We start from the raw sequence: 24387 nt of genomic DNA, 5'->3' as shown, positions 1-24387 counted from the left end.
CGCAGAATCCTTGGTAATAATGCCAACCAGCCTTGATCAGGAAGCGCACCATGAGCACCACTACCCTTGGCGTAAAACTCGACGAAGCCACGCGCGAGCGCCTTAAACAAGCCGCGCACAAGCTGGATCGCACCCCGCACTGGCTGATCAAGCAGGCCATTTTTACCGCACTGGACCAGATCGAACACGGTCAGTCGTTCATCGCGCCCGGGCTGCATGATGAACACTATCCATCCGCTCACAGCGAGGTTGCACCCGACGAGCACAGCGCAGCGCAACCCTTTCTGGAGTTCGCGCAAAGCGTGCAACCGCAGTCCGTCTTGCGCGCCGCCATCACCGCCGCCTACCGCCGCCCGGAAAGTGAATGTCTGCCTGCCTTGCTGGAACAAGCCCGCTTGCCCGCCACTCTGGCAGCCAGCACACAACAGCTGGCCACCGATCTGGCCAGCAAGTTGCGCAACCAGAAAGTCGGCACGGGTCGTGAAGGACTGGTTCAAGGTTTGATTCAGGAGTTCTCGCTGTCTTCGCAAGAAGGCGTGGCGCTGATGTGTCTGGCTGAAGCGCTGCTGCGTATTCCAGATAAAGCCACCCGTGATGCACTGATTCGCGACAAGATCGCCCGGGGCAATTGGCATTCCCACGTGGGCCAAAGCCCGTCGCTGTTTGTAAACGCGGCCACCTGGGGATTGTTGCTGACCGGCAAGTTGGTCGCCACGCACACCGAATCCGGCCTTTCCAGCGCACTCACCCGCATTATCGGCAAAGGTGGCGAACCACTGGTACGCAAAGGCGTGGACATGGCCATGCGCTTGATGGGTGAGCAGTTTGTCACCGGCGAGACGATCTCCGAGGCGTTGGCCAATGCCCGCAAGTTCGAAGCCGAAGGGTTCCGCTATTCATACGACATGCTGGGTGAAGCGGCGATGACCGAGGCCGATGCCCAGCGTTATCTGGCTTCATATGAACAAGCCATCCGCGCCATCGGCCAAGCCTCGCAAGGTCGCGGCATTTATGAGGGGCCGGGCATTTCGATCAAATTGTCGGCCCTGCACCCGCGCTACAGCCGCGCTCAACATGACCGCATGATGAGCGAACTCTATCCGCGCCTCAAATCGCTGACCGTGTTGGCACGCCAGTTTGATATAGGCATCAACATTGATGCCGAAGAAGCTGACCGCCTGGAAATTTCGCTCGATCTGCTGGAACGTTTGTGTTTCGAACCCGAACTGGCTGGCTGGAACGGCATCGGCTTTGTGGTGCAGGCTTATCAGAAACGCTGCCCGTATGTACTTGATTATGTGATTGATCTGGCGCGTCGCAGCCGTCACCGCTTAATGATCCGACTGGTCAAAGGCGCTTACTGGGATAGCGAGATCAAGCGCGCCCAGGTAGACGGGCTGGAAGGTTATCCTGTCTATACCCGCAAGGTTTATACCGATGTGTCCTATCTGGCCTGCGCCCGCAAACTGCTGCACGCGCCAGAAGCCGTCTACCCGCAATTTGCCACGCACAACGGTCATACACTGGCGGCGATTTATCATCTGGCGGGCCACAATTATTATCCAGGCCAGTACGAATTCCAGTGCCTGCATGGCATGGGTGAACCGCTGTATGAATACGTGGTTGGCAAGCTGGGCGACGGCAAACTCAATCGCCCTTGCCGTATTTACGCGCCGGTCGGCACCCACGAAACGCTGCTGGCATACCTGGTACGTCGCCTGCTGGAAAACGGCGCCAACACCTCGTTTGTAAACCGCATTGGCGATGAGTCGATCTCGCTGGCCGAACTGGTAGCTGATCCGGTTGCGACCGTTGAGGCGATGCACGCCAGCGAAGGTGAGTTGGGACTCCCCCACCCGCGCATTCCCCTTCCCGTTGCTTTGTATGGCGCGGCGCGTGCCAATTCGGCCGGGCTGGATTTATCCAATGAACAACGGCTGGCTTCGTTGTCTGCCGCATTGCTATCGAGCGGCGCCACCCCCTGGCAGGCGACGCCGCTGATTGATGGGGTAACACCGCCAGCCAGTGGCGGCGTTGCTGTGCTGAACCCGGCGGACCATCACGACGTGGTCGGGCATGTGATCGAAGCCAGCGTTGATGATGTCGATCTGGCCTTGCAGGCGGCGGTACGTGAAGCGCCGATCTGGCAAGCCACCCAGCCACAAAGCCGTGCCGCCTTGCTGGAGCGCGCCGCCGACTTGATGGAAGGCCGCATGCAGCAACTGATGGGGCTGATCGTGCGCGAAGCGGGCAAGTCGCTGCCAAATGCAATTGCCGAGGTGCGCGAAGCCGTGGATTTCCTGCGCTATTACGCCAGCCAGATTCGCAGCGGCTTTTCCAACGACACCCATCGCCCGCTGGGCCCCGTGGTGTGTATCAGCCCGTGGAACTTCCCGCTGGCGATCTTCACCGGTCAGGTCAGCGCCGCATTGGCCGCTGGCAACCCGGTACTGGCCAAACCTGCGGAACAAACCCCGCTGATTGCCGCGCAGGCGATCCAGATTCTGCGTGAAGCGGGAATTCCGGCTGGTGCAGTACAACTGTTGCCCGGTCGCGGCGAAACGGTCGGCGCTGCTTTGGTCAACGATGCTCGCGTCAAAGGCGTGATGTTTACCGGTTCTACCGAGGTAGCGCGGATTCTGCAGCGGGCGCTGGCCGGCAGGCTCGATGCCAACGGCTCGCCGATTCCGCTGATTGCCGAAACCGGCGGCCAGAACGCAATGATCGTCGATTCATCGGCCCTGGCTGAGCAAGTGGTCGCAGATGTACTGTCGTCCGCATTTGATAGCGCCGGGCAGCGTTGTTCTGCGCTGCGCGTTCTTTGCCTGCAAGAAGACATCGCCGACCGCGTACTGATCATGCTTAAAGGTGGCATGGCCGAGCTGACTTTGGGCAACCCGGACCGGCTCACCACCGATGTCGGGCCGGTGATTGATGACGAAGCGCAAGCTGGTATCCAGGCCCATATCGACGCGTTTTATGCCAAGGGCAGAAAAGTCCATCAGGTCAGCGAGCCCGAGTCCTGCCGTAATGGTACTTTTGTGCCACCAACTGTCATTGAACTGGCCAGCATTGATGAGCTGGAACGAGAGGTATTTGGCCCGGTATTGCACGTGGTGCGTTGGCAACGCACGGCGGAAAATCAAGGGCTGGATCAACTGCTCAACCAGATCAACGCGACCGGTTATGGCCTGACGCTGGGCATCCACACGCGCATTGATGAAACCATCGCACACATTGTTGAACGCGCTCGCGTTGGCAATCTGTATGTGAACCGCAATATTGTTGGCGCGGTGGTCGGCGTTCAGCCATTTGGTGGTGAAGGATTGTCGGGCACCGGCCCTAAGGCGGGCGGCCCGCTCTATCTGCAGCGCTTGCTGGCCGTCTGCCCGCAAACCGCACTGCGTCAGAACCTGCGCCAGACTGATAGCAGCGAAACCATGCTCAGTACACCGGCCCGCGAGCAATTGCTCGCACCGTTTAACGCGTTGCATGGCTGGGCGCAGAGCCACGCGCCGGAACTGGCGCTGCTGTGTGACAAACTGCTGGCCGCTACCGTGATCGGCGCTGCCGTGACGCTGTCTGGCCCGACCGGAGAGCGCAATACCTATACCCTGTTGCCACGTGAACGCGTACTTTGCGTCAGCGGGCTCGATAGCAATGCGGGCAATCTGCTAAGGCAAATCGCTACCGTACTCGCGGTGGGTGCAACGGCGGTTCTCCAGACCACCGACAGCGCTACTCGCCTGGTGCAGCAACTACCCAAGCCAGTGCAAGCGCGCATCACTCTGGTCCCTGCCACGCAAGCCATTACAGAAATGGAGATCGACGCGGTGTTGCATCATGGCGATTCCGATCAATTGCGTATCTTGAGCGAAACCCTGGCACAGCGCGACGGCCCGATTATCAGTGCGCAAGGACTGGCATCGGGTGGCGAACACTTTGCGCTGGAGCGCCTGCTGATCGAGCGTGCTTTGTCGGTTAATACTGCTGCAGCGGGCGGTAACGCCAGCTTGATGACGATCGGCTAACATGCAGGGCATGGACGCCCATGCCCGCCTCTTCATCGCCCTCACCCCGCCGCCGGACGTGCGCAAGCAACTGGCGGCGGCGCGTGATGTCATTCATTTGCGTGTGAGCGGCAAACCGGTCGCCGACAGCAATCTGCATCTCACGCTGGCATTTCTGGGGCAAACACCGCGCACGCGACTGGAAGAACTGACGCAGCTGATTGATCGATCAGGCTTCATGCCGCTGGATTTACAACTCAACCAGTATGGCTGCTTCACCAAAGCGCAAGTGGTATGGCTTGGACTACCCGCTCGCCATATCGCGCTGGATGGATTGGCGCAGCGCCTGGGGCATGGTTTACGGACAGCGGGTTTCAACTTTGAAGATCGGCCGTTTAGCCCGCACGTCACGCTATTGCGCAAAGCCACCTGCCCGCCAGAGCGCCTGCCACAACCCGTAATCTGGCATGCAAACCAGTTGAGTTTGTACGAGTCAGTATCGACACCCGATGGCGTGGAATATCGCGTGTTGCATCGGGTGCTGGCGGGATTTGGCCGCTAGAACAACCAGTTCGCAGGGTGCGCCGCTCGGTAGCGCCACCTCGATATCAGGGAAAAACTGCGCCCTGTATCGCCAACACGCCACTCCGACCTTCTATCTCCGCCATCTCGACATGGTGATATGGCAAGGTGGCCGGATCAAGCGCGTCGTACAGATCACCGCACGACACCAGCTTGTAACCCTGGGCAGTCCAGCCTTCGAGCAAGCGTTCAAACACCGGCAGCAACTTCATGCCTTCCAGTTCGGCGTGCAGGGTAAACACGTGGCCATACGGCTGTTCTTGTTCAGTCAGCCGCAAGATGTGTTCATGAACGTTGTCTGCAGTCAGGCCATCCAGCCCAATCAGTTCATCCAGCGTCGGCAAAGTCCCCGGCAATTGGGCGCAACGCACCAGTTCGCCCTTCACTACGGGCCAGAACGGATGGGTACCGCGCGTATCGGCTGCATAACGCAAACCCAGTTGCTGTTCATAGCGATAGGCGTGTTCGTTCATTTGCCAGCCCGCAGCGCCGTGGGTTCTGGCTGGTTCGCCAAACACGGTTTTGTAACGCTCTGCAGCCAGATTCATCTCGGCGCGAGTCCAGTCTGCCTCGGCACTGGCCACGCCGTCTTGCCAGCGGATGTGGTCCCAAGTGTGAATGCCGTTCTCGAAACCCGCCGCCGCCACACCGCGCATCAGCTCAGCACAGCGCTTGCCGATATCCGGCCCCGGCAACAGCGTGCCGTACAGCAGGGTCTTGATACCGTAGTGCTCGACCACCGAGGTGCGCGAGACTTTTTTCATAAAACCGGGACGAAACACCCGCTTGATCGCCCGACCCGTATGATCCGGCCCCAGACTCCATAAAAAGGTGGCGTTGGCTTGATGCCGCTGCAGCGCATCTACAAGGCGCGGCACACCGATTCGGGTGCCACGAAAGGTATCGACATCAATTTTGAGCGCTAGCAATCGCATATGGGTCTGGAACGGAATCTATCGGATGAATTGAAAAGTGAGTGGCTATTGAGCAGTGGCATCAGCGGCCGAGGCGTCCGCAGCTTTGCCTTTATGCCCGCCGCGCCTCAGCATTTCCTGCTCCATGGCAGAGAATTGATGCAGCAATTGATCACGTGCGGCACCGGTGCCGAAGCTACCCACCAGTTTGGACGTCGGCGTCCATTCGGCGCGGTAGCTTACCACGGTCTGGCCGTTCTTTTCGGATAGGGTACTGACACTGGTCATGGCTCCCGAATCGCCACCCACTGCCTTGGCGTGGATTTCGGACATCGGCGTCAACTCCACTTCGCGGATCGAATCATAAGCGACGTGAAACGGTCCGAACGGTACTGAGCCTTTTTGCTCAACCTTGAGCGATTTGGGCGTGCGTTCCAGTACCTGACTGCTGGTCAGATTCGGCACAAATGAAGCCATGTGCTCAAAATCCGTGAGGACTTGCCAGGCGATTTCGCGAGACACCGGTACGGTGAATTCGCTATCGAGCTTGACGGTCTGTCCGGCTTTTTCAACGTGGGCTTCCACCGCGCTGGCAGCAGCATCGGCCGCACTGGCCATGCTCGTCCACACCAGCAACAGGCTCGCCAGGCTGGCGAAGAGGATGTTTTGGCGCATGCAGTTTCTCCTGATCAAGCCATTTAGGGTCGCGCCATAATATGCCAAGCGCATTACCAGCTTCAGGAGTAATGGTAGACGGTGATACCCGATTTGCTGCACTGCCAATTCAGGCGGTGCAGCAATCTCGGCAACCGGGCCGCAATACGCGGTGCGGCCCAAAGCTGACTCAGCAGAACTCAGCCTTCGCGAGTGACGCGCCAGACCTCTTCCAGGCTGGTCTCGCCACGCAACACGCGCCGCAATCCGTCCTGGCGCAAGGTCAACATGCCATGGGCCAGCGCGTAGTCCTTGAGTTGCTGCTCCGGCATGCGGGCATGGATCATGCCACGCAAAGCTTCATCGACTTTCAGCAGTTCATACAAACCGGTGCGCCCGCGATAACCAAGCCCGCCGCAATCCGGGCAACCGGCCGAACGGAACACCGCTGGCACTGGCTTGCCCTCAAATGCCGCGCGCTCCTCTGCCGTGGGCTCATCCGGACGGCGACAGGTCGGGCACAACTTGCGCGCCAACCGTTGCGCCAGCACCCCCAATAATGACGACGCCAGCAGAAACGGTTCTATACCCATGTCGGTCAGCCGGGTGATGGCGCTGATCGCATCATTGGTGTGCAAAGTTGCCAGCACCAGATGGCCGGTGAGCGAGGCTTGCACGGCAATTTGCGCGGTTTCCAGATCGCGGATTTCACCAATCATGATGACGTCCGGATCCTGTCGCAAAATAGCGCGCAAGGCCCGGGCAAAGCTCATGTCGATTCGTGGATTCACCTGGGTCTGACCCACGCCATCAAGGTCATACTCGATCGGGTCTTCCACGGTCATGATGTTGCTGGTCTTGGCATCCATGCGCGCCAGGGCGGCGTACAAGGTCGTGGTCTTGCCGGAGCCGGTTGGCCCGGTAACCAGCACAATACCGTGTGGCTCATTGAGCATGGACTGCAGCAGATCGAGCGTGTCCTTGCCCATGCCGAGCTTTTCCAGATCCAGCCGCCCGGCCGATTTATCCAGCAAACGCAGCACCGCGCGTTCGCCGTGGCCAGTAGGCAGCGTGGACACGCGCACGTCTACCGGACGACCGGCAATACGCAGGGTGATACGGCCATCTTGCGGCATGCGCTTTTCAGCGATATCCAGCCCGGCCATAACCTTGATCCGCGATACCAGCGCAGCATGCAGCGCGCGCTTGGGTTCAAGGATGTCACGCAGTTGACCATCGACCCGGAAGCGCACCACGGAGCGCGTTTCGAAAGGCTCCAGGTGCAGATCGGACGCGTTTTCGCGCAGCGCTTCGGTCAGCAGTGCGTTGATCAAGCGAATAATGGGCGCGTCGCCTTCGCTTTCCAGCAAATCTTCGATTTCTGGCAGTTCTTGCGCCAGCCGCGAGAGATCAATGTTGCTCTCGAGATCATCCGCCACGCTGGATGAGGCGCTGCCGGCATTGCTGAACAAGCTGGACAAGCGCGCTTCGAAGGTTTCGACATCCAGCAGTTCGACATCCAGCGGCTTGCCAGCCACCCGACGCAATTCGTTGAGTGCCGAAAGATCAGCGCCACGCCGCATCAGCACATGAACGGAGTTCTCATGTTGTTCTACGTCGACCACCCCGAAATCACGGGCAAAGTGGTAAGGAACCAGCCGGGCACTCACTTGGCTACACCCTCAGCGGCTGCCGGGGCGCTGGCATCGGCCTTGGGTACAGCCGGTGCGGCAGCGGGTGCTGGCGCGGCCTTGCTTTGCGGAACACCGTAACGTGAGCCGGTGGTAGGTGCATCTGGCCGGTCTTTCATTTCAGGCATCACCACGGTTGGCACCGCAGGCAAGACGAAGCTATCCGACATCTTGAATTCTTGCTGCACCTTGCGCAGATACTGGTAACGATCTGCCGAGAGGCGATCGGTATCTTTGGCGTCATACAAAATGACCGGGCGCAGGAACACCATCAGGTCGGTCTTGCTCCAGTTGCGGCTCTGGTAGCGGAACAAGGCGCCGATATAAGGAATGTCGCCCAGCAATGGCACTTTGTTTTCGCCATTGGAAGACTGATCCTGCAGCAAGCCGCCCAGCACGATGGTCTGCCCGTTGTCGACCAGCACCTTGGAATCAATCGTGCGCTTTTTGGTAGCAATGCCGCCGCCGTTGGTGTTCACCGTGGTATCAACATCTGACACTTCCTGGTAAACCTGCATGGTGATGGTGCCGCCTTCCGACACTTGCGGGCGCACCGCCAGGGTAATACCGATATCCTGGCGGGTATAGGTGTTGAACGGGTTCTGGTTGGAGCCAGTGGATGCGGTCTGCCCGGTCAGGATCGGGATGTTCTGACCGACCATGATCTTGGCTTCTTCGTTATCCAGCGTCACCAGATTTGGCGTGGACAGCACGTTGGCATCGCCAGTGTTCTGCAACGCCGACAGCAAAGCACCCACCGTCGGGGTACTGCCATTGCCTTGCGCCGAGCCATTCACCACGCCCACGTTAAAGCCACCGGGGGTGCTGGAAAAGGTTCTGGTCGCGATGCTGGAAATGATGTTGCCCAGCGAATTGTTCAGTGTGCCGACACCGGTTGCCAGCGACGACAAACCGATCGCCGACGCGCTGGCGTTATCGCCTGCCAGCAGCCATTGCACGCCCAGTTCGCTGAGCTTGGAAGCGTTTACTTCGGCAATGATGGCTTCGACATAAACCTGCGCGCGGCGCACATCAAGCTTGTCTACCACTTCACGCAAGTTGTTATAGATATTGTCCGGCGCGGTAATGATCAACGAGTTGGTCATCGGGTCGGCTGTGATCAATACATTGGTGCCACCCACCTGAACGCTGGTGGAAGTTGGCTGGGTGTTGCTGGTGCTGGTTGTCGTCGACGGCGAAGTGGAACTGCTCATGCCAGACAAGCCGGTGCTGGATCCGGTACTACCGTTTGAACTGTTACTTTGGCTGGCCGAAGATGCCAGGCTGGTCGATTGCGAACCCGTGTTGCCCGAGTCCTGACCGCTCAGAATCCCCTTGATGGTGCTGGCCAGTTTGGATGACTCAGCGTTGCGCAGGTAAATCACATGGATATTGCCGCCAGCTGCGCCGGGCTGATCCAGTGTTTCGACAATGCGTTTGATCTGCTGGGCCGTCGCGACGTTTTCCGAACGCACCAGCAAGGCATTGCTGCGCACATCCGGCACCACCGTGCTGCGGCGAATGCCCTCACCCGGATTATTGGTCGGCGTAACCCCCTGCATGGAGATTTCCGGCATCAGCTTGGCCAGCGTCTGCGCCACATCCAGCGCCGAAGCGTACTTCAGCTGAATCGGGAAAATATCTGACGATGCGGGCTGGTCAATGCTGTCGATAATCCGGTTCAGGCGACGCACGTTGTCTGCGTAGTCGGTAATCACCAGCGTATTGCCAGCCGGGTAAGCAGCCACCGTATTATTGGGCGATACCAACGGGCGCAAGATCGGTACCAGCTGCGTGGCAGATTCAAACTTGAGTGGATACACCTGGGTAACGATGTGATCGCCACTGAGTTTCATGCCACGCTGGCCGGTGGCGCTGAAATTTTGCTTGGCGTCAGCCTCAGGCATAACCTTGACCACGCCATTGGCTTCCAGCGCGGTGAAACCTTGCTGGCGCAATGCCGACAGCAGAATCGGATAAACCGCATCGCGCGCCACGGGTTCTGCAGAAACGATATTGACCGTTCCCTTTACCCGCGGATCGATCACGAAATTCTTGCCACTGATCAGACCAACTGCCTTGATGGTTGATTCAAGATCGGCATTCACAAAGTTGAGCATGACTGTGTTGTCTACGGCGCCAACGAGCTGGCTGGCGAGCAAACAGGCAATCAATAAAGGGCGAAAACGAGGTTTCATTGCAATCCGTCAAGGCTGAATCTGATAACGCAGGCGCAACAGGTTGCCGTGCCGAATAAGCACAAGCTGCACCTGGGACTGCTGACTAAACGCGGTGTACAACGTAGAAATATCGGTGTTCTGTGCCAGATTGGCGCCATTGACGCTCTTGAGCACATCACCACTTTGCAACCCGAGCGGCCCGGCAAACGGCTGCTGGGATGGATTATCAATCTGGATGCCGCCAACGGACGCTGTACTGATCCCTTTGGCCCAATCCGAAATATTCGCGTTCTGCATGGCTGAAGCCAGTTGTCCGCGCGTCAAGGTAGACGATGGCCCTTCGGTCGCAGCGCCATCACCTGGCGGCGCTTGGGGTGGCGCAGCCATGCCACCAGTTGCACGACCACCATTCACGCCACCTGGCACCGCACCGGCAATGGCGACTGCCGAAGCATTAGCTCCCTGTAGCAGCAGGCGCGAGGTCGTACCGTGCTCCAGCAGTTCTACATGATCACGCTCCACGCGCGTGAGTTTTATACCGGGTTTTAATTCTTGCCCCACTTTGACAGCGGTGGGCATGGACGCATCCAGACCGGTAAAGATCGCCGCACTGTAATCATCGCCACCGGCAATCACTGCAATCAATTGAGCGGACAGGTTACTCGCACCCGCATTACTCGCCCCAGAACCGAACCAGGTGCGCGCGCCGCTCCACTGCATGGACGCGCTACGTGGCGCCTGTACCGACGGTGTTAAACGCACCTGCGGCGAATGCGGCGCGAACAGTTGCCAGAAAAAGCCGGCGCACACCCAGGCAAGTACAACGATCAGCAACAAATCCAGCGCTGCAATCCAGCGGGTCTTGTCTGATATAAGGAATTTGGAGACTTTCACTGAGGATGTTTTGTTCTTGTCTGATCTGGAGGCAATTTATACCAAATGCGATGGCCGCATGACTACATGCGCAATGGGCGAAACCTGGAGGGAGACACTTTATTTATCGATTTTTACGGTTTTGCTACTTCCCCGCAAAAAAGTATTTGACAGCCCTAAACCCCCATGCTCTAATGCGCACCTCTCGACGAGAGACGGGTGATTAGCTCAGATGGTAGAGCGTCTGCCTTACACGCAGAATGTCGGCGGTTCGATCCCGTCATCACCCACCAAACCGCTGCGGAGCGGTAGTTCAGTTGGTTAGAATACCGGCCTGTCACGCCGGGGGTCGCGGGTTCGAGTCCCGTCCGCTCCGCCAGCAACACTCTTGTTGCAGTCAAGTTCGCCTCAGTTGTTCAGCAGTATTTCTCTAGTATTAAATCAATAAAAATTACACAACAAGTAAGAATAATCACGCATCGCGTGGCGATTCGGCAACATTTAACGGCTTGTTTCCACGCCCGTCGCTTAAATCCCAAGCTCTGCTTGACCTACCCCTTGCTCTAGCGCAAATTCGTCAGAAATCATCTGCTGACCATGTCCATGCCGCTTGCTCCACGAACTCTTAGTGTGAATCCCCGCCCAGTACCGCTTGGTATTGCTCTGTTGGTGAGCGTGGGCGGCATATGCGCATTGCACCTGTGGGGCGGCGTAAAGCCTGGCATGCCGCTGTGGGTCATCGAAGCATGGCTGGTTGCCGGAACGATCTGGCTGGCATTGATGGCCACCAGCAACAAGCCGCAGCCCGCAACCGAGCCCGACAGCATGCTGCAACAGGCCGTTGATGAAGCAGCGACGCCTATTGCTCATTGCTTACCGGATCTGGTCTGGCGCATCGACTACGCCAACCGTACCGTAACGCCGCTCAACCAGGCTGGCGCCACGCACCACCCTACCGCGCATGGCGGCAACGAGCGTTTGTCCGGTTTGTTTCCAGCTCGCGTCTCGCGCCAGTATCTGGAAGCGCTCATTTCTGTACAAAGCGCCCAGACACTGCAACAGTTTGAATACCGCCTGGGTAACGGCGCCGAAGACAGCCAACGTGTCTTTGAGGCCCGCCTGCTACCTTTGTCTGCTGGCGAATGCCTGGCGGTGATCCGCGATATCACACAGATGAAGGCCACTGAAGAAGCTCTCTTCAATCAGCAGCTGTTTGTGCACCAGATCATTGATTCCAGCCCCAACCTGATTTTTGTGCGCGACAAGCATGGCCGCTTCTTGCTGGTGAACCGGGCGACGCAAACCACGCTGGGCCACGAATTGCTGGTGCAATCACATCTGGCCGTGCATGACACCCGCCTGCCCTTCACGCTGGGCGATACCGACGTACTGGAACTGGGCGAGACCGTGCGCATTGTTGATCACTGGACACTGCCTAACGGGCGCACCCACTGGTTCGATATCACCAAGCAACCACTGGTCCGCGACGGCGACGTATATATATTGTCGATTGCTATCGACATTACTCACGTAAAAGCCGCCGAGGCGATGATGGCGTCTTCTGATCCGTTATCTGAAGGTGTGGCCGATGCCTTGCCGGTTCCGTTCATGCTGGTGCGCAAGGGCATTATCGAGTTCGTTAACAACCCGATGTGCGAACGGCTGAACACACCACCCACCGACTTGCTGGGCCGTCCACTGGAAGCGATCACCGCCAATAGCGAACAATTGTTGGCTGAATCGTGCCCGGAGGCTTCTCACCAACTGGTCTACAGCCGCGATCAGAAGTCTCACACCTGCAGCATTCAGCAAATCGGCGTCGACGATAAAAGCCGTACCTTGCTGGTTCTGCACTAAGTTACACACTCCCCAACACTCCCGCGCAGACTCCGGGCATCTCACTTGAGTTCCCGGCAGGTCGGCGTGCATATGCGTTCGGTCGCACCGTTGATTCAGCGCATCGGCAGCAACGCCCCAGTCTCCTCACGTGTTTTCAGAAAATCAATAAACGCGCGCAGCGGTGCCGGTAAATGGCGGCGGCCTGGGTAATACAGAAACGGCCCGGAAAAGCGCTGCCACCAGGGTTCAAGAATCGGTTCCAGCGCGCCACTATCCAGATACGGGCGCAGCATCTCCTCAAACAAGTGGATTACGCCAACCCCGGCCAAGGCGGTGCTGACCGCAAGGTCGATAGCAGCGCTCGGCCGCACCAATAGCGGCCCCGATGGGTCCAGCCGCACTACCTCGCCGTCGCGTTCGAAATCCCATGTCGGTTTGGCGCCACCGGCAAACTGCCCGCGCAGGCAGGCATGCTCCAATAAATCACGGGGATGTTCGGGCCTGCCATGAACATCGAGATACTCTGGTGCCGCAGCGGTAGCGAAACGCTGTACGCGTGGGCCGATCGGCACAGCGATCATGTCCTGCTCGAGGCGCTCATCGTAGCGGATGCCCGCGTCGCAGCCAGCGGCCAGCACGTCCACAAAGCCATCCTCGACCACCACCTCAACCCGAATATCCGGATACATTTTCAGGAATGCGGCGATAACGCCCGGCAAGACGATGTGCGCAGCGCTTGATGGCACATTGAGCTTAAGCGCACCCGTCGGTTTGTCGCGAAACCCGTTCAAGACGTCAAGCGACGCCTCCATCTCACTGAATAACGGTGTTAATCGTTCCATCAGTCGCAGCCCCGCTTCGGTTGGTGCGACGCTTCGCGTGGTGCGGTTCAGCAGCCGTAAACCGAGCCTGGTTTCAAGGCGGCGTACGGCGATACTGAGACTCGAAGCCGACACACCATTAATGCGCGCAGCATCGCGAAAACCGCCCGCCTGGGCGACCGCCACAAATGCCGCGAGATCGTTGAACTCCATAACAATTGTTCACTTTTTGAAACAACCCGTGCAATTTAAACCGGATTATCGAACAGCACAATTGCGCCCATACTTGCTTCACCAATCCTCAAGGAAAGCAGCATGTCGAACTTCACTTCAGCAGACACATTTGAACTTGCCGGTCGCCCGGTCCGCCGGATGGGTTACGGTGCAATGCAACTGGCCGGGCCTGGCGTTTTCGGGCCACCGAAGGATCGTGCCGCAGCCGTTGCCGTGCTGCGTGAAGCCGTGGTTTCGGGCGTCAATCACATCGATACCAGCGACTTCTACGGCCCGCACATTACCAACCAGATCATCCGCGAAGCGCTTCATCCGTATCGCGATGATCTGGTGCTCGTCACCAAACTCGGCGCCATTCGTGACGACAAAGGCGCGTGGCTGGCAGCGCTGGAACCCGCTGATCTGGAACGTGGCGTGCATGACAACTTGCGCAACCTTGGCCTGGATGTGCTCGATATCGTCAATATCCGCATCATGGGCGACATCCACGCGCCCGCAGAAGGATCAATCGAGCGGCAAGTCACTGCGCTGGCCGAGTTACAGCAACGCGGGCTGGTACGCCATATCGGCCTAAGCAACGCAACGCCCACCCAGATTGCCGAGGCGCAACGCATTGCCCCGATTGTCTGCGTGCAAAACCAATACAACCTGGTGCACCGCACAGATGACGCGCTGGTTGATGCGCTGGCGGAGCAAGGCATTGCTTACGTGCCGTTCTTCCCGCTCGGCGGCTTCACGCCTATTCAGTCATCGGCGCTCTCGCAAATTGCCCAAACGCTTCAGGCAACGCCGATGCAGGTGGCATTGGCCTGGCTGCTCCATCGCTCGCCAAATCTGTTGCTGATTCCAGGCACCTCATCGCTTGAACATCTGCGGGAAAACCTGCAGGCGGGTGACTTGCGCTTGTCCGATGTCGTTCTGGCAGAACTGAACGCAATTGGCACGACTGGCAGCGTGAACCACTGACATGTACCGGCGCAGTATCCTCAAGTGATCTCCGCCCGCGCCCCGCTGCAAACGTGCAGCCGGGCGCGCGGCGTGGGCATGCTAGAATCGGGCGTTTTTACGCCCGGTTTCGTTTATGCCCTCCGACATCCTTGCCCAACTGAGCGCGCAGCTTGACCACTGCCTCGCTCGTGACCGCTTTCAATTGCAGCCCAAGCTGCAATCTGCGGCGCACCGTGCGGCACAGGGCAAGCCGGTGGAGCGATCCGTCGCCGAGCTGACGCAAGCCATTGAAACCAGCGTGCGCAAGTTTGCGCTGCGTGAACAGAATCTGCCCAAGCCGGAGTTCGACGAGAGTCTGCCGGTCAACCAGAAGCGTGACGAAATCCGCGCCGCAATCGCCGCAAACCAGGTCGTGATCATCTGTGGTGAAACGGGGTCCGGTAAAACCACCCAATTGCCGAAAATCTGCCTGGAACTGGGTCGTGGCGTTTCCGGGTTGATCGGTCATACGCAACCACGCAGGCTGGCCGCACGTTCGGTTGCCGCCCGCATTGCGCAAGAACTGAAGACCGATCTGGGCGCCGTGGTCGGCTACAAGGTGCGCTTTGCCGACAAGACATCTGAGGCCAGCTATATCAAGCTGATGACCGACGGTATTTTGCTGGCCGAAACCTTGTCCGACCCGCTGCTGAGCAACTACGACACCATCCTGATCGATGAAGCACACGAACGCAGCTTGAACATCGATTTCTTGCTTGGGTATCTCAAGCAGCTACTGCCGCGCCGCCCCGACCTCAAAGTTATCGTCACCTCCGCCACTATTGATGCGGATCGCTTCTCCAGTCACTTTACCGGCGCGCCAGTCATTGAAGTCTCTGGCCGCACCTTTCCGGTGGAAGTGCGGTATCGCCCGCTGACCAGCCGCGATGAGGACGATGCCGAAATCGAAATGGAAGAAGCCATCGTCAACGCCGTAGAAGAATTGTGGCGGCACGATGGTCCGGGCGATGTGCTGGTGTTTTTGCCCGGCGAGCGCGAAATCCGCGAAACCGCCGAAGAATTTCGTAAAGCCAAATTGCGCGACGCCGAAGTGCTGCCCTTGCTGGCGCGGCTGTCCAACGAAGAACAACAGAAGATTTTCCGCGCCTCCAACGGCCGCCGCGTGGTGCTGGCCACCAACGTGGCCGAAACATCGCTCACGGTGCCAGGCATTCGCTACGTGGTTGATTCCGGCCATGCACGGGTTAACCGCTACTCGCCGCGCGCCAAGGTCGAACAACTGCTGGTAGAGAAGATCTCCCAGGCCTCGGCCCGCCAACGCGCCGGTCGCTGCGGTCGGGTGTCTTCCGGTATTTGCGTACGCCTGTATGACGAGCTGGATTTCAACGGGCGCCCTGAATTTACCGACCCGGAAATCGTCCGCTCTTCACTGGCAGCCGTCATTTTGCGGATGGCCGCGCTCAAACTCGGGCGCGTGGATGAGTTCCCCTTCCTGGAAGCGCCATCAGGCAAATTGATTGCCGATGGTTATCAGCAACTACGCGAACTGGGCGCAGTGGATGAAGAAGATCGCCTCACCCAAACTGGCCGCCAGTTGTCTCGCCTGCCGGTCGATCCCAAGCTGGGCCGCATGTTGTTGGGCGGGCATCAAGAACATTGCCTGAAAGAAATCCTGATTATCGCCAGCGCGTTGAGCCTGCAAGACCCGCGCGAACGGCCGTTTGATGCGCGCGACGCGGCGGACCGGGCGCAGATTCGCTTTGTCGATGAGAAGTCCGACTTCCAGTCTTATCTGAAGCTGTGGCACTTCTTTGAAGAAGCGTTGGCCAACAAGCAATCCAACCGCCAGTTGATCAACCTGTGCCATGACCACTTTTTGTCTTACCTGCGTCTGCGTGAATGGCGTGATCTGCACCGCCAGTTGGCCGACATCGCCGAGGAAATGGAATGGCGGCTGAATGAAAAGCCCGGCACTTACGAGCAGATTCACAAAGCACTGTTGACCGGTTTGCTCGGCAATATCGGTATGAAACAACCCGATGCCGATGAATACTTGGGCGCGCGCAGTATCAAGTTCCAGATTTTCCCCGGCTCCGGCCTCAAACGCGCCCGCCCTAAATGGGTGCTGGCCGGTGATCTGGTCGAAACCACCAAGCTATTTGGCCGCTGCGTGGCCACCATTGAATCGGACTGGGTAGAGCGCCTGGCCATGCATCTGGTGCATCGCCAGTATTTTGATCCGCATTGGGAGAAAGACCAGGCGCAAGTGGTCGCGTCCGAGCGCGTCACTTTATACGGTTTGCCAATTGTGGCGCGCCGCCGCGTGCATTACGGCAAGATCAACCCGGTGGAAGCGCGTGAGATTTTCATCCGCGAGGCGCTGGTGCGCTTTAACTACAACACCAAAGCCAAATACCACGAACACAACTTTGATTTGCTGGTGGAAATCGAAGAACTGGAACACAAAGCGCGCCGCCAGGATTTCCTGGTGGATGACGAAGTGCTGTTTGGCTGTTTTGACACCATCATCCCGCCCGGCATTGTGAACGGCGCCGGGTTTGAAGCATGGCGCAAAGACGCGGAAAAAACCGATCCAAAAATCCTGTTTTTGAATCGCGAAGATTTGATGAGCCGTGCGGCGGGCATGGTCACAGCAGATCAATTCCCCACGCATTTCAAGCTGGCTGAAGCGCGCCTGCCACTGTCCTACCGCTTTGAACCCGGTCACGTGCTGGACGGTGTAACGCTCACCCTGCCCTTGCACCAGCTCAACCGCGTCAACGCCAGCGTATTCGACTGGCTGGTGCCTGGCATGCTGCGCGAAAAGGTTACGCTGCTGATCAAATCGCTGCCCAAGTCGATTCGCCGCTTGTGCGTGCCGGTGCCGGACTTCGCCACGCGCATGCTGACCGAACTGGACAAAGCCGATCACGAAGCGCCGTTGTTGCCGCAACTGGCGCACGCCGCCACGCGCGGCATCGGTCATCCGGTATCCGAGAATGACTTCCAGGGCACCGAGTTACCGCTGCATTTGCAAATGAATTTCCGCGTGGTCGATGATGCCGGCCAAGAACTGGCCAATGGTCGTGATCTGGTCGCCATCCGCGCCCAATTAGGTGAAGCGGCGCAGATTACCTTCCGCGAATCCGGCGATGATGACAGCGGCAGCGAGATCGAAAAAACCGGCATCGTGAAATGGGACTTTGGCGATCTGCCCGCCAAGCTCACCTTCAAGCGTCAGGGTCGCAGCATTACCGGCTTTCCGGCGCTGGTGCCGGATGGCCCGGATAGCTGCGCCATTCTGCTGTTCGATACCGAGCACGCCGCCGCAGCCGCGCACCGTGAAGGCATCGTGCAATTGCTGCGCATCGAGCTGAAAGAACACGTCAAACAGCTGCAAAAGTCGGTCCCGACTTTCCAGCAACTGGCACTGCAACTGCGTGCGTTGGGCAACGCCGACATGTTGATGGACGATCTGGTCAATTGCATCTGCAACCGGGCGTTTCTGGGTGACGACGAACCGCCGCGTTCACGCAAAGCCTTTGACGAACAAAAAACCCGCGCCCGCGCCAAGCTGCCGTCGGTGCGCGACGGCGCCATTCGGGCCTTGACCGAAATCACCAACGAATACAGTGCCATCGCGCCATTGGTGAATAAACCCGGCCCGCTGGGCAATGCCGTAAAAGAACAGCTGGATAAGCTGATATTCAATGGCTTTATGGCCGCCACACCGTGGGAGCAACTGCCGCGCCTGCCGGTTTACCTGAAAGCGATTAAACTGCGCCTGGACAAACGCGTCGCCAACCCGCAGCGTGACGGCCAGCGTGCGGCGGAAGTCACCGGGTTTGTGAATAAATGGCAGAGCGAACTGGAAAAATGGCAACGCGAAGGCCGCGATACGGCCAAGCTATTGCCGATGCGCTGGATGATTGAAGAGTGGCGCGTCAGCTTGTTTGCCCAGGAACTGCGCACGCCCTATCCGGTATCGCTCAAACGCTTGAGCAAGTTGTGGGAAGAGTTGCTGCGGCGCTGAGACAGGCTGAAGGTTTGGATAAAACAAAGGGCTCACTCGAGCCCTTTGTTTTGCATGGCGATTGCGCTAGCGCGCCACTGGTCGCAACGGGTCGGCACACCACTCGCTCCACGATCCGGCATATAAGCGCCCGCCGCTCTGCCCGGCTGCGGCCAGCGCCAGCAGGTTGTGGCAGGCGGTCACGCCGGAGCCGCATTGATGCACCACATCGGCCGACGGAATAGCGCCCAGAAAATCGCGCCATTCGCGCTGGAGCTGTTGCGTTTCCTTGAAACGGCCACCCGGCGCCAGGTTGTTTTGAAAGAAGCGGTTGATCGCGCCTGGAATGTGTCCGCCCACCGGGTCTATGGTTTCGCCTTCGCCGCGAAAACGTTCCGGGCTGCGCGCATCGACCACCTGAAATGACGACTCACGCAAATCTCTCATCACGTCGGCGGCTGTCACCACGCGCTCTTTGCGCACATGTGGCGCGAATGAACTGCCCGGCAATGTCCGCTCAGTATGGGAAATCCGCTGGCGCGATCCTTGCCATGCCTGGTAACCGCCATCAAGCACCTGCACGTTGTCGTGACCCAGCCAGCCCAGCAGCCACCACAAGCGCGCGGCGTAGATGCCGCCAGAAGCGTCGTACGCCACCACACGGCTGTCGTTATTTATCCCTACTGCGCCCAAGCGTGCAGCCAGCCAGCCCGGGTCCGGCAAAGGGTGGCGGCCGTTGGAGCCATTTTTGGTGCCCGAAAGATCATCGTCCAGATGCAGGAAAATCGCCCCCGGTATGTGATCCAGCAAATAGGCTTCGCGCCCCGCTGCCGGGTTGGCCAGATCATGACGGCAATCAACAACGATGAGCTTGGGGTCAGCCAGTTCGGTCGCCAGTTCGGCGGCGGTGATCAATACGGACATGGGAGCTACTCCAGCAAGAGGGGTTCGCGCGACGCATTCGTTCAAGGCAAAACGATTTTGCTGCAGTGTGTCATCAACCCCTCTTGCCGTCGATATGCAATTGGCATTAAAAACCGCCAGATTTTAACCGGGCGTGGTTTCAGGAAAGTGGGCGCACCTCATGTTTATGCGAATAAAAAAGCGCCGTTGCAAGGCGGCGCTTTTTTATTTGGACGGCAGCCGACAAACGAGGTGTTGGCATCCGTCTGGTCACGGTCAGACTTTAGCGTTCAACAGCCAGCGCAACCCCCATGCCGCCACCAATACACAAAGTGGCCAGGCCCCGTTTGGCATCACGCCGCGCCATTTCATGCAGCAAGGTCACCAGAATGCGGCAGCCAGATGCGCCAATCGGATGGCCCAGCGCAATGGCGCCGCCATTGACGTTAACCTTGTTCCAGTCCCATTTCAGCTCTCGCGCCACGCCCAGCGCTTGCGCGGCAAAGGCCTCGTTGCCTTCCAGCAAATCAAAGCTGTCCAGCGTCCAGCCGGTACGCGCCAGGACGCGTTGGGTGGCGGGGACCGGACCCATGCCCATAATGCTCGGGTCAACCCCGGCCGAGGCCGCAGCGCGAATGGTGGCCAATACTTTGAGGCCCAGTGCGTCGGCTTTTTCACGGGTCATCAGCATGACGGCGGCGGCGCCGTCATTGATGCCTGACGCATTACCCGCGGTCACCGTGCCTTCTTTATCGAACGCCGCGCGCAGCTTGCCCAGCGATTCCATCGTGGTATTGCCTTTGATGAACTCGTCCTGATCAAACACCAGCGGGTCGCCTTTACGTTGCGGAATGTGCACCGGGATGATCTCTTCGGCAAACCGACCCGCTGCTTGCGCGGCAGCGGCTTTTTGCTGCGACGCCAGGGCCAGTTCATCTTGTTCGGTACGGCTGATGCTGTACTTTTTGGCGATGTTCTCGGCAGTCACGCCCATGTGGTATTGCTGGTAAGCATCAGTCAAGCCGTCATAAACCATACTGTCGATCAACTGCGCGTTACCCATGCGAAAACCATCGCGGCTGCCGGGTAATACGTGCGGTGCGGCAGTCATGTTTTCCTGGCCACCGGCGATCACCACGTCACTCTCACCCGAAAGAATGGCTTGCATACCCAGAGCCACCGCTTTCAGGCCGGAACCACAGACCTGGTTGATCGTCAGTCCGGGTACTGCATCGGGCAAACCAGCCCGGCGCAGCGCCTGGCGGGCGGGGTTCTGCCCTAAACCCGCAGTGAGGACGTTGCCCAGAATGACTTCGCTTACCTGATCTGCAGCCAGCCCGCTTCTGGCCAGCAAGCCTTTGATCACAATAGCGCCCAGCTCCGGGGCACTGACTTTGGCCAGCGCGCCGCCAAAACTGCCAATTGCCGTGCGCCCGGCAGCAACGATTACGATTTCACTCATCATCAATCTCCAAACCAGCTATGCAAGAGTCCGTCCGTGCGGTGTGCACGGCCCGTGAGCGGGAGCGCATTGCTTAATGCGGTCTCCTCGTTATGGCACTGCTACTGCATGGCACTGCAGCAAAACATCCTTGAGACCCGAACCGGCGCTGCCGATCAACCCGCAAGGTCAAACCTGAAACGTAGCAAGAACCGCTTTAATCGTTAGTTCTATCAACCAATCAGTCGAGCTTTTCTTTCACGTAGCGACCAGGTGCGGGTTCCAGTGGTTTGAAACCTGCCGCACCTAAGGTTTTGCGTGCGGGCACTTTTTTGCCGGCAAACTGGTCCAGCCAGACGCCCCAATCCTGCCACCAGCTCCCGGGACGGGATTCAGCGCCGTCGAACCAGGTTTGTGGTTCTGATTCGAGTGCTTCGTTAACCCAATAGTTGCGTTTGTTGGCCGCCGGGTGATTGATGGTACCGGCGATATGGCCGGACGCACCGAGCACAAATCGCAGCGGACCTTTAAACAAACGCGTGGTCAGATAAGCCGACGTCCACGGCACGATATGGTCTTCACGCGCGGCGAAGATGTAGGTGGGCGTGGTCACCTGAGTCAGATCAATCGGCACGCCGCACAGCGCAAATGAACCTGGCTTGGCCAGATTGTTTTCCAGATACATATTGCGCAGAAAGAAGGTATGCATCGGCAAGGCAAGGTTGGCCGAATCGTTATTCCAGTAGAGCAAATCGAACGGCGGCGGGGTTTTGCCTTTCAGATAGCTATTCACCACGTAGTTCCAGATCAGGTCATTGGCGCGCAATGACGAAAACGTGCGCGCCAGTTCTTTGCCGGACACCACGCCGCCTGCGGCCAGCTTGGTCTCGCGCGAACGGATCAGGTTCCAGTCTATATAGTGTTTGATATCGCCAGGCTCGCTGTGGTCGAGCATGGAAGTCATCAGGGTAATGGATTTGAACCAGTCACCTTGCCCACGACTTTGCATGACTGGAATAGACGTGGCGACCAGTCCGCCACCAATGCAGAACGACAACACATTGAGTTGTTCGCGGCGGCTGATCTTGCGAACCACTTCGGCGGCCTTGATGATGCCGTCCTCAATATAGTCATCCCATTGCAGATGGCCCATCTGGGGTGGAATCGAGCGCCAGGAGATCAGAAAAGTAGTGTGCCCCTGCTCTACGCACCAGCGCACCATGGAGTTCTCGGGCTGCAAATCCATGATGTAGTACTTGTTGACACACGGCGGCACGATCAACAAGGGAACTTCCTTCACCTGCGCGGTCAATGGCTGGTATTGCAGTAGCTGGAACAAGTCGTTTTCAAAGATTACCGCGCCAGCAGTCACCGCCAGATTGCGCCCGACCTCAAACTGCGATTCGTCGGTCATGGTGATGGTGCCTTTGCCGATATCTTCCAGCAGGCGCTTCATGCCTTCTTGCAGACTTTCACCATTGGTTTCGGCAGCCAGCTTCATGACTTCCGGGTTAGTGAGCGCAAAATTGGCCGGGCTCATGGCATCAATAAACTGTTTGACGAAGAACCCGGCTTTTTCGCGCGTGGATTCGTCGGCTTCAGTGGCGTCCACACACTGCAATAAATGGCGCGAGGTCAGTAGATAGTTTTGCTTGATCCAGGAGAACAGCGGAACTTCCCATTCCGGGGAGTTAAAACGACGGTCGCCTTTGTCTGGCGTGATCACCGACGCGGCCGGTTTGGCCCCGATCAGGCCCAGCCATAAATCGAGTTGTTGCTGATAGTACTCAGCCTGACTGGCCTGCCATTCGGGCGAAGAAGTAGGGAACGCGGCGAGTAACTTGGGAAAAATTTGCGGCAGCGCGTCATCCTGGGGCGCTGCAACAGCGTTGACCCATTGTTGCCACCACTGCTGGCCTGCAGTGTTTAGTTGCTGGAAGAAACTCTCGTACAGCGGGGATTCCGGCACTATCTCTCACTCCGAAAAGGGATGGGATGACGCACTGATCTGGCGCAATAAAATGTGCAATTGGTGCATCACAACATACATAAAACATCCAGCCCCTGCAAGGTCGGTGAAATCTTTTAAAGTTGCACTTTGCAAGTGTTCGCGTACTGCTTGATTTAGCATGACATTTTGTAATTTCTCAATTAACATTACAGCGTTCTGATAATTATGGCCGCACCTCGGAGATTATTGATGCGTCCCGCATTTCCCCTCTTTTTCGCCCTGCTGACTAGCGCTTGCATCGCATTTGCGCCAGTCGCCAGCGCCAGTAGTTCCCACAAGCATAAAGCCGCTTCGCAAACTGCAAGCAAAAAGACAGCCAAATCAAAGACTGTTGCCACTACCAAATCTGCCCGTACCGTCACCGTCATTGAAAATGGCCGCGTCAAACGCACTGCCATTGCCAATGCCCGCAGCAGCGTGCGTGTTACCCGCGCTGTAGCCGTGCCCGGTTTTGCTGCGGATAATCCTGGTCTGGCATCCGCTTCAGTCTTGATTCTGAACGAGAATTCCGGTGAAGTGATTTACCAGAAGAATCCGGATGACGTCGGCCCGATCGCTTCGATCACCAAGCTGATGACCGCCATGGTCACGCTCGATGCCCATTTGCCGATGAACGAATACATCACCATCTCTGATGATGATGTGGATACGCTCAAGAACAGCAGTTCGCGTTTGCGTGTGGGCACTCGTCTGACCCGCGCTGAAGTCATGTTGCTGGCCTTGATGTCGTCGGAAAACCGCGCAGCCGCAGCGCTGGCTCGTACCTACCCTGGTGGTCACGATCTGTTCATCCAGAAGATGAACGAAAAAGCGACCGAACTGGGCATGGGCCACACACGCTTTTATGATTCGAGCGGTCTGACACCACAAAACGTGTCTAACGCCCGCGATCTGGTGCAAATGGTTAAAGCCGCGCGCAAGTATCCGGAAATCCATCAGTTCACGACCTCATCGCAATATGAGTTCACGTCGAACCTGAATGGCCGCACCATGGCTTTCCACAACACCAATCCGCTGGTGAAAGAAGATCAGTGGGATATCGGCCTGACCAAAACCGGTTTCACCAACGAAGCAGGTCATTGCCTGGTGATGGAAGCCACCATCAGTGGTACACCGGTGGTGATGGTCTTGATGGATTCCAACGGCAAATACACCCGTATCGGCGATGCCAATCGCGTCAAGAAGTGGCTGGAAACCAGCCCGATTGCCTTGGCTCGCAGCTAAAACGAGGACATCTGTCTCGTTTTTCACTCATCTGCGTGTCACTTGAAAAC

At 58.0% G+C, this 24387-nt stretch carries 15 protein-coding genes and 2 tRNA genes; 8 read left to right on the top strand and 9 right to left on the bottom strand.

The genetic code is table 11. The features are described from left to right. The first annotated feature begins 50 nt into the window (after positions 1 to 50). Together putA and thpR are read left to right on the top strand one after the other, a co-directional pair. Complete coding sequence (gene putA, locus P4L78_RS03215; protein WP_309326926.1) at positions 51 to 4031, top strand: trifunctional transcriptional regulator/proline dehydrogenase/L-glutamate gamma-semialdehyde dehydrogenase; 3981 nt, start codon at positions 51 to 53, stop codon at positions 4029 to 4031. Between the two features lies 1 nt (position 4032). Continuing rightward, on the top strand, positions 4033 to 4572 hold the full coding sequence (gene thpR, locus P4L78_RS03210; RefSeq protein WP_309326925.1) for an RNA 2',3'-cyclic phosphodiesterase: 540 nt from the start codon (positions 4033 to 4035) through the stop codon (positions 4570 to 4572). A 46-nt stretch (positions 4573 to 4618) separates the two neighbouring features. Here the strand turns inward: thpR and P4L78_RS03205 are convergent, their stop codons facing one another. The 5 genes from P4L78_RS03205 to P4L78_RS03185 all read right to left on the bottom strand — a co-directional run bounded on the left by P4L78_RS03205 (position 4619) and on the right by P4L78_RS03185 (position 10925). Continuing rightward, the gene (locus P4L78_RS03205; protein ID WP_309326924.1) at positions 4619 to 5527 is read right to left on the bottom strand and encodes a polysaccharide deacetylase family protein; all 909 of its coding nucleotides are present in this window, start codon (positions 5525 to 5527) and stop codon (positions 4619 to 4621) included. Positions 5528 to 5572: 45 nt separating this feature from the next. Beyond that, on the bottom strand, positions 5573 to 6181 hold the full coding sequence (locus P4L78_RS03200; protein ID WP_309326923.1) for an SRPBCC family protein: 609 nt from the start codon (positions 6179 to 6181) through the stop codon (positions 5573 to 5575). Positions 6182 to 6360: 179 nt separating this feature from the next. Further along, complete coding sequence (gene gspE / locus P4L78_RS03195) at positions 6361 to 7830, bottom strand: type II secretion system ATPase GspE (protein ID WP_309326922.1); 1470 nt, start codon at positions 7828 to 7830, stop codon at positions 6361 to 6363. Further along, positions 7827 to 10049: a type II secretion system secretin GspD gene (gene gspD / locus P4L78_RS03190; RefSeq protein ID WP_283148728.1), complete on the bottom strand. Its 2223-nt coding sequence runs from the start codon at positions 10047 to 10049 to the stop codon at positions 7827 to 7829. The genes gspE and gspD overlap by 4 nt, the downstream gene beginning before the upstream one ends. Before the next feature lie 9 nt (positions 10050 to 10058). Further along, entirely contained in the window at positions 10059 to 10925 is an 867-nt protein-coding gene (locus P4L78_RS03185) for a type II secretion system protein N (RefSeq protein WP_283148727.1), read from the bottom strand. Between the two features lie 196 nt (positions 10926 to 11121). On the opposite strand from P4L78_RS03185, the gene P4L78_RS03180 reads away from it, so the two are divergent. The 3 genes from P4L78_RS03180 (at position 11122) to P4L78_RS03170 (ending at position 12761) form a co-directional block, all read left to right on the top strand. Continuing rightward, positions 11122 to 11197: transfer RNA gene (locus P4L78_RS03180), tRNA-Val, on the top strand. Between the two features lie 9 nt (positions 11198 to 11206). After that, a tRNA-Asp gene (locus P4L78_RS03175) sits at positions 11207 to 11283 on the top strand. Positions 11284 to 11534: 251 nt separating this feature from the next. After that, positions 11535 to 12761: a PAS domain-containing protein gene (locus tag P4L78_RS03170; RefSeq protein WP_309326921.1), complete on the top strand. Its 1227-nt coding sequence runs from the start codon at positions 11535 to 11537 to the stop codon at positions 12759 to 12761. Between the two features lie 95 nt (positions 12762 to 12856). Here P4L78_RS03170 and P4L78_RS03165 read toward each other — a convergent pair whose 3' ends face one another. After that, positions 12857 to 13777 carry a LysR family transcriptional regulator gene (locus tag P4L78_RS03165; protein ID WP_309326920.1) on the bottom strand — a complete coding sequence of 307 codons (921 nt, stop codon included), beginning with the start codon at positions 13775 to 13777 and terminating at the stop codon, positions 12857 to 12859. A gap of 102 nt (positions 13778 to 13879) precedes the next feature. On the opposite strand from P4L78_RS03165, the gene P4L78_RS03160 reads away from it, so the two are divergent. After that, positions 13880 to 14764: an aldo/keto reductase family oxidoreductase gene (locus P4L78_RS03160; RefSeq protein ID WP_309326919.1), complete on the top strand. Its 885-nt coding sequence runs from the start codon at positions 13880 to 13882 to the stop codon at positions 14762 to 14764. A 115-nt stretch (positions 14765 to 14879) separates the two neighbouring features. Then, on the top strand, positions 14880 to 18779 hold the full coding sequence (gene hrpA, locus P4L78_RS03155) for an ATP-dependent RNA helicase HrpA (RefSeq protein ID WP_309326918.1): 3900 nt from the start codon (positions 14880 to 14882) through the stop codon (positions 18777 to 18779). 66 nt (positions 18780 to 18845) lie between these two features. On the opposite strand, the gene P4L78_RS03150 is transcribed toward hrpA, so the two are convergent. The 3 genes from P4L78_RS03150 to phaC form a co-directional block, all read right to left on the bottom strand. Further along, positions 18846 to 19682 (bottom strand): sulfurtransferase, encoded by an 837-nt coding sequence (locus P4L78_RS03150; protein ID WP_283148722.1) that lies wholly within the window; start codon positions 19680 to 19682, stop codon positions 18846 to 18848. 262 nt (positions 19683 to 19944) lie between these two features. After that, entirely contained in the window at positions 19945 to 21123 is a 1179-nt protein-coding gene (locus P4L78_RS03145) for an acetyl-CoA C-acetyltransferase (protein WP_283148721.1), read from the bottom strand. 220 nt (positions 21124 to 21343) lie between these two features. Then, positions 21344 to 23071 (bottom strand): class I poly(R)-hydroxyalkanoic acid synthase, encoded by a 1728-nt coding sequence (gene phaC, locus P4L78_RS03140; protein WP_309326917.1) that lies wholly within the window; start codon positions 23069 to 23071, stop codon positions 21344 to 21346. A gap of 231 nt (positions 23072 to 23302) precedes the next feature. Here phaC and pbpG point away from each other — a divergent pair, with 231 nt between their 5' ends. Beyond that, a complete protein-coding gene (gene pbpG / locus P4L78_RS03135; RefSeq protein WP_283148719.1) occupies positions 23303 to 24337 on the top strand; it encodes a D-alanyl-D-alanine endopeptidase in 1035 nt (344 codons plus the stop codon). Positions 24338 to 24387 lie beyond the last annotated feature (50 nt).

It is taken from the genome of Silvimonas sp. (assembly GCF_031291215.1).
GTDB lineage: Bacteria > Pseudomonadota > Gammaproteobacteria > Burkholderiales > Chitinibacteraceae > Silvimonas > Silvimonas soli.
This window is presented reverse-complemented; position numbering and strand designations above follow the sequence as displayed.